This is a genomic window from Burkholderia sp. Tr-20355 (genome assembly GCF_017104685.1).
GTDB lineage: Bacteria > Pseudomonadota > Gammaproteobacteria > Burkholderiales > Burkholderiaceae > Burkholderia > Burkholderia seminalis.
Genome location: NZ_JAAGPK010000106.1, coordinates 14,773 through 27,960, shown reverse-complemented (window position 1 = coordinate 27,960; position 13,188 = coordinate 14,773). Strand labels below are relative to the sequence as shown.

Here is a 13,188-nt window from a genome sequence, read left to right as displayed (position 1 = left end):
CACGGGCTGTTCGACGCGCCCGACGCCTGCGCGGCGCTGCTCGCCTGGGCCGGGCTCGACGGCGCGGCGCGCATCGACTATCCGGCGCTGCGCGAGGCATCGCTCGAGCGGCTGGCCGACACGTTCGCCGACCATCTCGATCTCGACGCGCTGTACGCCGAATTTCGTTGACGCGCGGGCGGCCGGCTCTCGCTTTTTCCGTCCGATCGCGTACAACAGAGGAGGGCTGAGGTCCGCCCGCAGGTGTGCGACGATGAAGGCTCGATGGTGGTGGAGCGTGCTGCTCGCGGCGCTGCTGGGCGTGTCGGCGGTGGCGCACGCGTGCGATTCGCCGGCGCCCGGCGGCCCGTCCGGCTCGGGCGACGCGACTCAAGGCAAGCGCGGCTACTGACGTATCGCAACGGGCATGATCGGTCATGCCTTTTTTTTAATCCGATTCGTTCCTGTTTGGAGATAGTTAAAGCGAATTGGCGTGTTTATCGGTCGAAATGATTCGAATAGAGTGCGATCCATTCTTATCCACTCATGAAGGAATCCGCCATGAACGCCAATCGCCTGAACGATTTCGCCGCGACGCTGCTGCGAGTCACGCTCGGTGTGCTGTACCTCGCGCACGTCGCGCAGAAGGTGTTCGTCTTCACGCTGCCCGGCACCGCGCAGTTTTTCGCGTCGATCGGCCTGCCGGGCTGGCTCGCCTACCTGACGACGTTCGTCGAGCTGGCGGGCGGCCTCGCGCTGCTCGCGGGCGTGCGCGTGCGCGTCGCCGCGCTCGTGTTGCTGCCGTTCATGCTCGGCGCGACCGCCGCCCATCTGCCGAACGGCTGGAGCTTCGCGTCGCCGCACGGCGGCTGGGAATATCCGGCGTTCTGGGCCGTCACGCTGGCCGTGCAGGCGCTGCTGGGCGGCGGCGCGTTCGCGATCGGCGCGCCGGAGGCCGCGGTCCGGCGCGCGTAAGTCGGACGAAAGTGGTGTGCGGATCGGCGCAACCCGTTCCGGTGACACCCCGTTTGCCGATATCATCGCTCCCTGTATCCGCAATCGAGCGGCGCCAGCCATGCGGCCGGCGCCGCGTGGCTTCTTCGGGGGAATTCATGACGGTGATCGTGGTGGCGAATCCGAAGGGCGGCGTGGGCAAGAGCACGCTGTCCACCAATCTCGCCGGTTATTTCGCGGCGCAGGGCGCATGGGTCGCGCTCGCCGACCTGGACCGGCAGCAGTCCGCGCATGCGTGGCTCGACCTGCGGCCGGCCGGCCTGCCGCCGATCGAGGCGTGGGATCTCGACCCGGACGCGCCGTCGAAGCCGCCGCGCGGCCTCGAATATGCGGTGATCGACACGCCGGCGGGCCTGCACGGCACCCGCCTCAACCTCGCGCTGCAACTGGCCGACAAGGTGATCGTGCCGCTGCAGCCGTCGATGTTCGATATTCTCGCGACCCAGCAGTTTCTGGAGCGCCTGGCCGGCGAGAAGGCCGTGCGCAAGGGCAGCGTCGAGGTCGGGATCGTCGGGATGCGGGTCGACGCGCGCACGCGCTCGTCCGACCAGCTGCACCGCTTCGTCGAAGGGCTCGGCCTGCCGGTGCTCGGCTACGTGCGCGACACGCAGAACTACGTGCAGATCGCCGCGCACGGCCTGACGCTGTGGGACGTCGCGAAGAGCCGCGTCGAGAAGGATCTCGAACAGTGGCGGCCGATCGTCGAATGGGCCGAGCGCCGGCCGCCGAAGGCGGAAAAGGCCGAGAAGATCGCCAAGGCCTCCTGAGCGCGCAGCCGCCGCGCACGCACGACGAAACGAAAAGGGCCGGATCCCGTGCCGTACGGGATCCGGCCCTTTGTCTGTGGGCGGCAGCCGGGTTACGTCCAGTTCTGCGTCGGCACGTGATCGCGGTGGCCCTTGATCTTGTTGCCGTCGTCGATGAACACGAGCTTCGGCTTCCAGCCGGCCTGCAGTTCGGCTTCGTCGACCATCGCGAACGCTGCAATGATCACGAGGTCGCCGAGCTGCGCGCGGCGCGCGGCCGAGCCGTTCAGCGAGATCATCCCGCTGCCGCGCTCGCCCTTGATCGCGTACGTCGAGAAGCGCTCGCCGTTGTTGATGTTCCAGATGTCGATCCGTTCGTTTTCGACGATGTTCGAGGCTTCGAGCAGGTCTTCGTCGATCGCGCACGAACCTTCGTAGTGCAGTTCGCAGTGCGTGACCGCCGCACGGTGGATCTTCGATTTGAGCATGTGGCGCTGCATGGTGTCTCCGTGATGCGATATGAGAGGCGCGGGCGGGCCGCCCGTCAGATTTCCAGGTTGTCGATGAGGCGCGTCGCGCCGAGCTTCGCGGCCGCGAGCACGACGAGCGGCTCGCCGGCTTCGAGTTCGGCGGCGCTCGGCGCGATCAGGTTCGCGCGGCGGCGGATCGACAGATAGTCGGGCGCCCAGCCGCGCTCGGCCAGGTGCGTGCGCGCCTGTTGCTCGAGCTTGCCGAGATCGCGCTCGCCGCCGAGCACGCTTTCGCGCATGCGCTGCAGCGTCTTCGCGAGCTCCGGCGCTTCCTTGCGCTCGTCGGTCGACAGGTAGCGGTTGCGCGACGACAGCGCGAGGCCGTCCTCGTCGCGCACGGTTTCGGCGGCGATGATGTCGACCGGCAGCGCGAGCTGCTGGCACATGCGGCGCACGATCATCAGCTGCTGGTAGTCCTTCTTGCCGAACACGGCGACGCGCGGCTGCACGCAGGCCATCAGCTTCGACACGACCGTGCATACACCGGTGAAGAAGCCGGGCCGGAACTCGCCTTCGAGGATGCCGCCGAGATCGTCTGGCGGCATCACGCGGTATTCCTGCGGTTCCGGGTACATGTCGCGCTCGGTCGGCGCGAACAGCACGTAGACGTTTTCCTTCTGGAGCTTCTCGATATCGTCCTGCAGCGTGCGCGGGTACTTGTCGAAATCCTCGTTCGGGCCGAACTGCAGCCGGTTGACGAAGATGCTCGCCACGACCGGGTCGCCGTGCTGGCGCGCGAGACGCATCAGCGACAGGTGCCCTTCGTGCAGGTTGCCCATCGTCGGCACGAACGCCGTGCGGTTCTGTCCGCGCAGCTGGTCGCGCAGTTCCTGGATCGAGCTGATGACTTTCATGATCGGGTAGCGGGTTTCCTCGCGCATGCGCGCGTTGGCGCCGCGGCAGCGGCGTCGGGGTCGAAGCGGAGCACGCCGGCGCGCGGGCGGCGCATCGGCGTCGGCGGATTGTAGAGGATTTGGCCGCCGGACGCACCGATAAAAGAACGATCGTTCACTTTTTATCCGGGCGTGGCGGAAACCCGCCCGACGGCCAGCCGCCGCGGCGCGGCGGCGAGCGTGGCGAGGCGCCGGGGAACGGGAAGCAGCGGGGGCGGGTGTTACGCGGGCAGGTACGCGAGGCGCACGTAGATCGGCGCGAACGGTTCGGGCTGCGTGATCTCGACGAGCGATTCGCGTGCGAGTTCGAGCATCGCGATGAAGTTCACGACGACGACCGGCACGCCGCGCGACGTGTCGAACAGGTCGGCGAACTCCATGAAGCGCGCGTTCTGCAGCCGGCGCAGGATCAGGCTCATGTGCTCGCGCACCGACAACTCCTCGCGGGAGATCTTGTGGTGCTGGACGAGCTTCGCGCGCTTGAGCACGTCGGCCCATGCGGCGCGCAGGTCGTCCGAGTTCACGTCGGGGAAGCGCGGCGTGATGCTCTGCTCGATGTAGACCTCGGCGCGCAGGAAGTCCCGGCCGAGCTGCGGCAACTGGTCGAGCCGCTGCGCGGCAAGCTTCATCTGCTCGTACTCGAGCAGGCGGCGCACGAGTTCGGCGCGCGGATCTTCCGCTTCCTCGCCGGTGTCGGCCTTCTTGACAGGCAGCAGCATCCGCGACTTGATCTCGATCAGCATCGCGGCCATCAGCAGGTACTCGGCCGCCAGCTCGAGGTTCGACGTGCGGATCTGGTCGACATAACCCAGATACTGCGCGGTGACCTGCGCCATCGGGATGTCGAGCACGTTGAAGTTCTGCTTGCGGATCAGGTACAGCAGCAGGTCGAGCGGGCCCTCGAACGTCTCGAGGAAGATCTCGAGCGCATCGGGCGGGATGTACAGATCCTGCGGCAGCTTGAAGAGCGGCTCGCCGTACAGGCGAGCGAACGCCGCGACACCGTCGACCGTGTCGGGCGTCGAATCGGCGCCCGCGGGCGCGGCGATCGCGTCGTCCTGTCGGGCGGCGCTGGCCTCGTCGGCGGCGCTCACGTCGTCAGAAGTTCTGGTAGTAGACGTACGACGTTTGCTTCACGCGCGATTCCTGCTGCTCGGCGCGCTCTTCGAGATCGATCGGCTGCTTGTCCCACAGCAGGGAACGGCCCTTGCGCTGCTCTTCTTCGAGCGTCGGCTTCTGCTGCTTGAGCTGGTTCAGGAATTGCGTGACGTCGGACTGGTACGGCATGGCTGGATCTTCCGTTTCGGGCGGCGCACGATGCGCCGGATTCGCGATGGCGGGATTTTACCGCATCGCGGGGAACAGCCGGCGCCAATCGCGCGTCGAATCCGCGGGTCGGCCGCCGGCGTGCGGGGTTCGGCGGTCGTGCCGGACCCTGCACTCTTTCACAATCGTTTGGCTTTGGCGCCCGCGCCCTGTGGTCAAATACAGGGTTTTCCACGAAACCGTAACAATCCAGGACGGCGAGGTCATATTTGGCGGGGCAGTCGAACCAGCAAGCACCTACGGTGCATCACGCGGGTCCGCGCGTGGCGCGCGGTCGCGCCGGCGCCGCGGCCGGCATCGCGCGGGCGGCCCTCGCCGGGTGCCTCGCCGCGTGCTTCGCGCTGCCGGCCCACGCGAAGTACGACGTCGACATCGACGCGCCGCGCTCGATCCGCAAGCTCCTCAAGTCGCATCTCGATATCGCGCGCTTCGCGAAGCGCGACGACATCAGCGACGACCAGTTCGACTTCCTCGTGACCGCCACGCCGCAGCAGGTGCGCGACCTGACCGCGACGGCCGGCTATTTCTCGCCGGTCGTGCGGACCGACGTGCGCACGCGCGACGGCAAGCGCGACGTGCGCATCGCGGTCGATCCGGGGAAGCAGACCGTCGTGTCGACGGTCGACCTGACGTTCAAGGGGCCCGTCGACACCGAGGATCCGAAGCAGGAGGCCGCGACCCGTTTCGCGTTCTCGCTGAAGCCGGGCGACCCGTTCACGCAGTCCGACTGGGACGGCGCGAAGGACGCGGCGCTCAGGCAGCTGCAGTCGCGCCGTTATCTCGGCGCGAAGATCGCGTCGTCCGAGGCACGCATCGATCCGCGCACGCAGCGCGCGACGCTCGCGGTCACGTTCGACAGCGGCCCGACGTTCACGATCGGCAAGGTCGACGTGGACGGCGTGCGCCGCTATCCGGAGAAGATCGTCACGAACGTCAATCCGCTGTCGGAAGGCGAGATCTACGACGTGCGACGGATCACCGAACTGCAGCGGCAGTTGCAGAACACGCCGTACTACGCGAGCGTCGCGATCGACGTCGGCGACGATACGTCGAAGCCCGAGCGCACGCCCGTGCACGTGAAGGTCAGCGAGTTCCCGTACAACAACATCCGCGGCGGCGTCGGCTTCGCCACCGATACCGGACCGCACGTGCAGGGCTCCTACACGTATCTCGACACGTTCGGCGCCGCGTGGCCGCTGACGGTGTCGGGCCGGCTCGACCAGATCCAGCAGTACGGGCAGGTCCAGCTGTCGATGCCGCCGGGCGAGAAGGGCTGGACCAACAGCCTGCTCGCGTCCTATACGAATACCAACGTGTCGGACACGCGCATCTACAGCGCGCGGGTCGGCGCGCAGCGCACGCGCACCGGCCAGTTCATCGACTATTCGTATTCGCTGATGTTTTACCAGGACCGGCTCGACCAGAACAGCGCGGGGCCGACCACGAGCCGCGCGCTGGTGCCGCAATGGGCATGGACGCGCCGCAACGTCGACGATCCGCTGTTCCCGCGTTCGGGGAACCTGATCCACGCGGAGGCCGGCTTCGCGGTGAAGGGCGTGCTGACCGACCAGAGCTTCATCCGCGGCTACGCGCGCGGGCAGCAGTACCTGCCGGTCGGCAAGCGTGACCTGTTCGTGTTCCGCGCGGAGCTCGGCGGCGTGTTCACGAGCGGCAGCTCGACCGGCGTGCCGGCGTCGCTGCTGTTCCGCGCGGGCGGCTCGAACTCGGTGCGCGGCTACGGTTACCAGAGCATCGGCAACAGCGTGGGCGGCTCCGTGCTGCCCACCAAGTACCTGATGACGGGCACCGCCGAATACCAGCACTGGTTCAACCGCGACTGGGGCGCCGCGACCTTCTTCGACATCGGCACCGCGACCGATGCGTGGGGCGAGCGCGTGTTCTACCCGGGTGTCGGCGTCGGCGCGCGCTGGCGCAGCCCCGTCGGCCCGATCAACGTCGACGTCGCGTACGGGCTGCGCAACCATAGCGTGCGCCCGTACCTGACGCTCGGCATCGCTTTCTGACCGTACCGCTTCATCGACGACGAACCGCATGACGAAGGACCCGAACGACACGCCGCCGCCTCACGATCCGGACTCGCCCCACGGCGCGTCCGACACGCCGCCGCGCGCGCCGCGCCGCGGCCGGGTGGTGCGCATCGCCGCATGGACGTTCGCGACGGTCGTGCTGCTCGTCGTGCTGGCGCTGGGGCTCGTGCTGGGCGCGGTGACGACCGAGCGCGGCACGCGGCTCGCGTGGCAGGTGGCCGGGCACGTGCTCGGCACCCGGCTTGCGGGGACGCTGGAAGGCGGCTCGCTCGCGACCGGCGTGCGGCTGCGCGGCTTCGCGTGGACGAGCCCCGACGGGTCGGGCACCGAGGTTCGGATCGACCGGCTCGACGGCCGCTGGGCGCTCACGCGTGCGCCGTGGCGGCTGTCGATCGCCTATCTGCGCGCCGGCACGATCGACGTGCGGATCGCGCCGGGGCCGTCGACGCCGGGCACGACGCCGCAGGACCTGAGCCTGCCGCTGCAGTTGCGGATCGACGACCTGCGCGTCGATCACCTCGCGATCCACGACGGCGGCTCGACGACGCAGCTCGATCACCTCGCGCTGAGCGGCCGCAGCGACGGGCGCCACCACGAACTCGTGCTCGACGGCGTCGATACGCCGTACGGCGCGCTGACCGCGCGCGCGAAGCTCGACGGCGTGAAGCCGTTCGCGCTGAGCGGCGAGGCGACCTACGCCGGCAAGCTGTCGGACGAGCCGGTCGACGCGCGGGCCCGCGTGTCGGGCTCGCTCGAAGCGCTCGTCGCCGACGTCGACGCGAGCGGGATGAAGCTGAACGGGCGTGCGCACGTCGAAGCGGCGCCGTTCGGCGACGTGCCGCTCACGCGCGCATCGCTCGCATTCGATCACGTGAACCCGCAGGCGCTTTCGCCCGGCGCACCGGCGGCCGATCTCGCGGTACGCGCGGCACTCGCGCCGGTGACCGCGCCGGCCGGCGCGGCGCCCGTGAAGGGGTTCGCGGTGACGGGCCCCGTGTCGATCGTCAACGCGGAACCGGGCACGCTCGGCGACCATCTGCTGCCGGTGATCGATGCGCATGCGAACGTGCATCTCGACGCGCACGCGCAGCGGATCGACGATCTCGCGCTGAAACTGATCCGCGACGGCAGCGTGACGGGCAACGGCACGCTGAAGGGCGGCAAGGGCCGCTTCGACCTGAAGGTCGCGAACCTCGACCTGAACGCGTTCGTCGCCGAGCTGCGGCCGATGCGTCTCGGCGGCCCGCTCGGCGTGACGCTCGCGGGCGACGCGACGACCGTCGACTTCAACCTGAACGACCCGAAGCTCGCGCTCGGCGCGCGTGCGAAAGTCGCGCTGACGCCGCAGCAGACCGTGCTGACCGATGCGCGCGTGACGGCCGGCAAGGGGCGTATCGACCTGACGGGCGTGTTCCGGCACGACGCGCATTCAAGCTACGACGCGAAGGCGACGCTGACGGCGTTCGATCCGCTGCTGCTCGCCGCGATGAGCGCCCCGCAGGCCGGCGGCGGCAAGGCGCCCGCCAAGGCGGCCAAGGCGCCGGCCAAGCACGGCGAGACGCGCGTGTCGGGCACGCTGACGGCGTCGGGCGCGTTCGCGCCGCAGGTCTCGACGAAGGCGACCTTCAAGCTCGGCGACAGCCTGTACGACGGCGTGCCGCTGACCGGCGCCGGCGTCGTGCAGCTCGCCGGTTCGCGGATCCTGCCGAGCAACGCGAACCTGTCGATCGCGGGCAACCACGTCGACCTGCGCGGCAGCTTCGGCGCGCCCGGCGACCGGCTGCGCTTCGTCGTCGACGCGCCGCAGCTCGACCGGCTCGGCTTCGGCATCGAAGGGCTCGTGCAGGCGCAGGGCGACCTGACGGGCAGCTTCGCGCATCCGAACGTGACGGCCACCTACAAGGCCGAGCGCGTCGTCGTCGGTTCGAACCGGATCGGCGCCGCGCAAGGCCGCGCGGACATCCGCGACGGCGCGCACGGCGCACTCGTGTTCACGGCCGACGCGACCGACATCGCGCTCGGGTCGTTCAAGCTGAAATCGCTGCGCGCGAACCTCGACGGCACGCGCGCGAAACATACGCTCGACGCGTCGGCGCTCGGGATGGCCGACGGCCGCGTGATCGACCTGACGCTCGCGGCGAATGGCGGCGTGGTCGAGAATCGCGACGGGATGCGCTGGGACGGTACCGTCACGCGTCTGGCCAATCGCGGTACGCCGGCCGTCGCGCTGCAGGCGCCGCTGACGGTGTCGGCCGGCGCCGGCCGCGTGACGCTCGGCGCGACGCGGCTCACGCTCGAAGGCGCGGCGATCGACCTGAAGTCGTTCGTGTTCGATCACGGCCAGATGCGCTCGGCCGGTTCGGTGAGCGGCGTGTCGGTCGCGCGGTTCCTCGAGGTTCGCCAGGAACTGACCGGCCAGCGGCCGCCGGTGCGGACCGACGTCGTGCTCGATGCCGACTGGGATTTCTCGCTCGGCGCGAACGCGACGGGCCACGTGCAGGTGAAGCGCCGCGGCGGCGACGTGACGATCGAGAGCGGGCGCGGCATCGCGTCGCTCGGGCTCACCGACCTGTCCGCGCGCGCGAGCTTCACGCCCGGCAACCGGCTCAACGTGACGGCGCTCGCGAAGGCGAGCCGGATCGGCACGCTCGATGCGAACGTCACGGTGCCGTTCGCGCTGCGCGACGGCGTGTTCGGGGTCGTCAACGACGGCCCGCTGTCGGGCCGCATCGACGCCGACATTCCGGCGCTGAAGACGACCGGCAACCTGTTCGGGCCGAGCTATCTGCTGGGCGGGCGCGCGGCGCTGAAGCTGACGGTCGCCGGCACGCCCGCGAAGCCGAACCTGTCGGGGATGCTGACGGGCGACGATTTGTCCGCGACGCTGATCGACCAGGGCGTGCAGCTGAAGGACGGCATCGTGCGCGTGAAGCTGTCGGACAACCTCGTCGAATTCCAGCAGGTCGAGTTCCACGGCGGCGACGGCACGCTGCGCGCGCTCGGCCGCGTGCGCCTCGACGGCGAGGCGCCCGACCTGACCGCGAGCATCGTCGCGGACAAGCTCGAACTGTTCGCGGCGCCGGACCGCAAGCTGTCGCTGTCGGGCAAGGCGACCGTCGCGAACGACGGGCCGCGCGGCGCGCTGTCGATCGACGGCAAGTTCGTGGTCGACCGCGCGCTGTTCGACCTGCCCGAGGAATCGGCGCCACACCTGTCCGACGACGTCGTGATCGTGCAGCCGGACGGCACGGTGCGCGGCGAGACGCCCACCGGCACCGCGGCCGCGAAGCCGAAGCCGGCCGGGGACAAGCCGGCGCCGTCGCTGGCGCCGCGCGCGAACATCGACATCGGCCTCGGCAACAACTTCCGCTTCAAGGGCCACGGCGCCGATCTCGGGCTGCGCGGCACGATCACCGTGATGAGCGCGCCGGGCGTGCCGTTGCGCGCGGTCGGCAACGTGCGCGTGACCGAAGGCTCGACGTACACGTCGTTCGGCCGCAAGCTCGCGATCGAGAACGGCTTCTTCACGTTCAACGGCCCGGTGTCGAACCCGGGCGTCAACATCCTCGCGATGCGGCGCAACCAGGAGGTCGAGGCCGGCGTGCAGGTGACGGGCACGATCCAGTCGCTGACGGTCAAGCTCGTGTCGGAGCCGAACGTCACGGACAACGAAAAGCTGTCGTGGCTGCTGTTCGGGCACGGCACCGACCAGGGCAACAACGTCGGCCAGCAGGGTGCGATGACGGCGGCGCTCGGGCTGCTCGGCAGCGTGACCGGCAAGCGCGTCGCGCAGACCTTCGGCCTCGACGAGGTCTCGGTCGGCCGCAGCGAAGTCGGCCTGACCGATCCGCAGGTCGTGCTGGTGTCGAAGGCGATCAACGAGCGGTTCGTGCTCGGCTTCGAGCAGGGGCTGCAGTCGGCGAGCAACGCGTTCAAGGCGACGATCAACCTGACGCGCTTCTGGTCGGTGTCCGCGTACGGCGGCACGTTCCAGGGCGTCGACCTGAACTACACGCGTCGTTTCGACCGGTGGTTCGGCAGCGACGCCGCGCGCACGCGGCGTTCCGAGCAGCCATGAAAAAAACCCCGCACGATGCGTGCGGGGTTTTTCTCTTGCGCCAGCGGCGGCGCGTGCGGCTTACTTCACGCGCATGCCGGGCTTCGCGCCGCTGTGCGGCTCGAGGATGTAGAGGCCCGGCTCCGCCTTCTCGTCGGTGGCCGACGCGGCGAGCACCATCCCTTCGGACAGGCCGAACTTCATCTTGCGCGGCGCGAGGTTCGCGACCATCACCGTCAGCTTGCCGACGAGCTGCTCGGGCTGGTAGGCGGACTTGATGCCCGAGAACACGTTGCGGGTCTTTTCCTCGCCGACGTCGAGCGTGAGCTGCAGCAGCTTGTCCGAGCCTTCGACCGCCTGGCACGCGACGATCTTCGCGATGCGCAGGTCGATCTTCGCGAAATCGTCGATCGAGATCGGTGCGTCGTCGGCGCCGTTCACGGCCGCCTGCTTCGCGTTCGCCTTGGCATTGTTCTTCGCGTCCTTCGCGGCGTTGGCGCCCGCGGCGGCCGCGCCGGTGGCCTCGGCCTGCAGCGAATCGCGGTTCGCGGCGAGCAGCGCCTCGATCTGCTTCGCGTCGACGCGCGTCATCAGGTGCTGGTACGCCTTGATCGGCTGCGCCGACGACAGCGGCTTCGCGGCATCGGCCCACGCGAGCGGCGCGATGCCGAAGAATGCCTCGACGGCTTCGGCGACGCGCGGCATCACCGGCTTCAGCGCGAGCGACAGCAGGCGGAACGACTCGAGGCTCACGCTGCAGGTTTCATGCAGCGCGACCGCGTTGGCCGGATCCTTCGCGAGATCCCACGGCTTCGCGCCGTCGACGTACGCGTTCACTTCGTCCGCGAGCTCCATCGTGTGGCGCAGTGCGCGGCCGTACTCGCGTGCTTCGTAGTGCGCGGCGATCTGCGGAATCGCGTCGCGCAGCTTCGCGACGAGCGGGTGGTTCATCGCGCTGTCCTGCACGCGGCCGTCGAAACGCTTGATCAGGAAGCCGGCCGCGCGGCTCGCGATGTTCACGTACTTGCCGACGAGGTCGCTGTTCACGCGCGCCTGGAAGTCGTCGAGGTTCAGGTCGATGTCTTCCATCGTCGCATTCAGCTTCGCGGCGAAGTAGTAGCGCAGCCATTCGGGGTTCAGGCCCGTGTCGATGTAGCTCTGCGCGGTGATGAACGTGCCGCGCGACTTCGACATCTTCGCGCCGTCGACCGTCAGGAAGCCGTGCGCGAACACGTTGGTCGGCGTGCGGTGGCCCGAGAACTCGAGCATGGCCGGCCAGAACAGCGTGTGGAAGTACAGGATGTCCTTGCCGATGAAGTGGTACTGCTCGGCCTTCGAGCCCGGACGAATCCATGCGTCGAAGTCGACGCCGTTGCGATCGCACAGGTTCTTGAAGCTCGCGTAGTAACCGACCGGCGCGTCGAGCCACACGTAGAAATACTTGCCGGGCGCGCCCGGGATCTCGAAGCCGAAATACGGCGCGTCGCGCGAGATGTCCCAGTCGGCGAGCTTGGACTCGCCGGCGTCGCCGAGCCATTCGCGCATCTTGTTGGTCGCTTCGGGTTGCGCGAGGCCGCTCACCCATTCGCGCAGGAACGACTCGCAGCGCGGGTCGGACAGGCGGAAGAAGTAGTGCTTCGACGTCTTGCGCACCGGCGTCGCGCCCGATACGACCGAATACGGGTTCAGCAGTTCGGTGGGCAGGTAGGTCGAACCGCACACTTCGCAGCTGTCGCCGTACTGATCCTTCGCGTGGCACTTCGGGCACTCGCCCTTGATGAAGCGGTCCGGCAGGAACATTTCCTTGACCGGGTCGTACGCCTGCTCGATCTCGCGCTCGGCGATCAGGCCGGCTTCCTGCAGCGCCAGATAGATCTTCTCGCTCAGCACGCGGTTCTCGTCCGAATCGGTCGAGTAGAAGTTGTCGAACGACACGCCGAAGCTGTCGAAGTCGCGCTTGTGTTCGGTCCACACGCGCTCGATCAGCTGCTTCGGGGTCAGGCCTTCCTTCTCCGCGCGCAGCATGATGGGCGTGCCGTGCGTGTCGTCGGCGCCGATGTAGTAGACCTCATGGCCATGCATTCGCAGCGTCCGCACCCAGATGTCGGTCTGGATGTACTCGACCAGGTGGCCGATATGGATCTGCCCGTTGGCATAGGGCAGTGCGGACGTGACGAGGATCTGGCGGCTGCCTTGCGGCGCCGCAGCCTGCACGGAAGTGAGGTCGGATGCGGACATAGGGTCTGTAGAGGAACAGCGGAAAAACGACGGGAAAGTGCGATTCTAGCAGGGGCGCGCATCGGCGCGGCGGGCGGGCGCCGCGGACCGCGCGCCGGTGGCGGCGGAGCAGCGCAAGCGGCGTGCCCGGTGGTGTTGTGCTGCAATGCAGCACGAATTCTGCGGGCAAAAAAAACCGGGGCGGATACGGCCCCGGAGCAACAACGACAAGAGGAGAATGGTGACGCGCCGGCAACACCAGCCGCGTACCGTAAATACTGACCACGGCCTGCGACAGAAGTTCGAAAATTTTTTCGATTTGTTACCGGGTCCGCCGGAAGGCTTGTCCGGCGGGGCTGCGCGGGCGGTCTGCCCGCG

At 68.6% G+C, this 13,188-nt stretch carries 10 protein-coding genes and 1 pseudogene; 6 read left to right on the top strand and 5 right to left on the bottom strand.

Annotated features, from left to right (window positions below):
• The 4 genes and pseudogenes from G3N62_RS23545 to G3N62_RS23530 form a co-directional block, all read left to right on the top strand.
• A pseudogene (locus tag G3N62_RS23545) lies at window positions 1–171 on the top strand (cobyric acid synthase CobQ); the annotation flags it as partial.
• Between the two features lie 82 nt (window positions 172–253).
• The gene (locus G3N62_RS23540; RefSeq protein WP_167361873.1) at window positions 254–391 is read left to right on the top strand and encodes a hypothetical protein; all 138 of its coding nucleotides are present in this window, start codon (window positions 254–256) and stop codon (window positions 389–391) included.
• Between the two features lie 149 nt (window positions 392–540).
• Window positions 541–954, top strand: a complete 414-nt coding sequence (locus G3N62_RS23535; protein ID WP_049028495.1) for a DoxX family protein — start codon at window positions 541–543, stop codon at window positions 952–954.
• Window positions 955–1,091: 137 nt separating this feature from the next.
• Window positions 1,092–1,760, top strand: coding sequence for a ParA family protein (locus G3N62_RS23530; RefSeq protein WP_049028496.1), 669 nt, complete (start codon window positions 1,092–1,094; stop codon window positions 1,758–1,760).
• 92 nt (window positions 1,761–1,852) lie between these two features.
• Here the strand turns inward: G3N62_RS23530 and panD are convergent, their stop codons facing one another.
• The 4 genes from panD to G3N62_RS23510 all read right to left on the bottom strand — a co-directional run bounded on the left by panD (window position 1,853) and on the right by G3N62_RS23510 (window position 4,449).
• Window positions 1,853–2,239, bottom strand: coding sequence for an aspartate 1-decarboxylase (gene panD, locus G3N62_RS23525; RefSeq protein WP_031398432.1), 387 nt, complete (start codon window positions 2,237–2,239; stop codon window positions 1,853–1,855).
• Window positions 2,240–2,283: 44 nt separating this feature from the next.
• Window positions 2,284–3,123 (bottom strand): pantoate--beta-alanine ligase, encoded by an 840-nt coding sequence (gene panC / locus G3N62_RS23520; RefSeq protein WP_034186335.1) that lies wholly within the window; start codon window positions 3,121–3,123, stop codon window positions 2,284–2,286.
• Window positions 3,124–3,383: 260 nt separating this feature from the next.
• Window positions 3,384–4,256, bottom strand: a complete 873-nt coding sequence (locus G3N62_RS23515; protein WP_034186260.1) for a ScpA family protein — start codon at window positions 4,254–4,256, stop codon at window positions 3,384–3,386.
• Window positions 4,257–4,260: 4 nt separating this feature from the next.
• A complete protein-coding gene (locus G3N62_RS23510) occupies window positions 4,261–4,449 on the bottom strand; it encodes a DUF3460 family protein (RefSeq protein ID WP_006478107.1) in 189 nt (62 codons plus the stop codon).
• 302 nt (window positions 4,450–4,751) lie between these two features.
• Between G3N62_RS23510 and G3N62_RS23505 the strand changes: the two genes are divergently transcribed.
• The gene (locus tag G3N62_RS23505) at window positions 4,752–6,512 is read left to right on the top strand and encodes an autotransporter assembly complex family protein (protein WP_226194189.1); all 1,761 of its coding nucleotides are present in this window, start codon (window positions 4,752–4,754) and stop codon (window positions 6,510–6,512) included.
• A 28-nt stretch (window positions 6,513–6,540) separates the two neighbouring features.
• On the top strand, window positions 6,541–10,614 hold the full coding sequence (locus tag G3N62_RS23500; protein WP_124670963.1) for a translocation/assembly module TamB domain-containing protein: 4,074 nt from the start codon (window positions 6,541–6,543) through the stop codon (window positions 10,612–10,614).
• A gap of 60 nt (window positions 10,615–10,674) precedes the next feature.
• Here G3N62_RS23500 and metG read toward each other — a convergent pair whose 3' ends face one another.
• Window positions 10,675–12,831 carry a methionine--tRNA ligase gene (metG, locus tag G3N62_RS23495; RefSeq protein WP_034186257.1) on the bottom strand — a complete coding sequence of 719 codons (2,157 nt, stop codon included), beginning with the start codon at window positions 12,829–12,831 and terminating at the stop codon, window positions 10,675–10,677.
• Window positions 12,832–13,188: the final 357 nt, after the last annotated feature.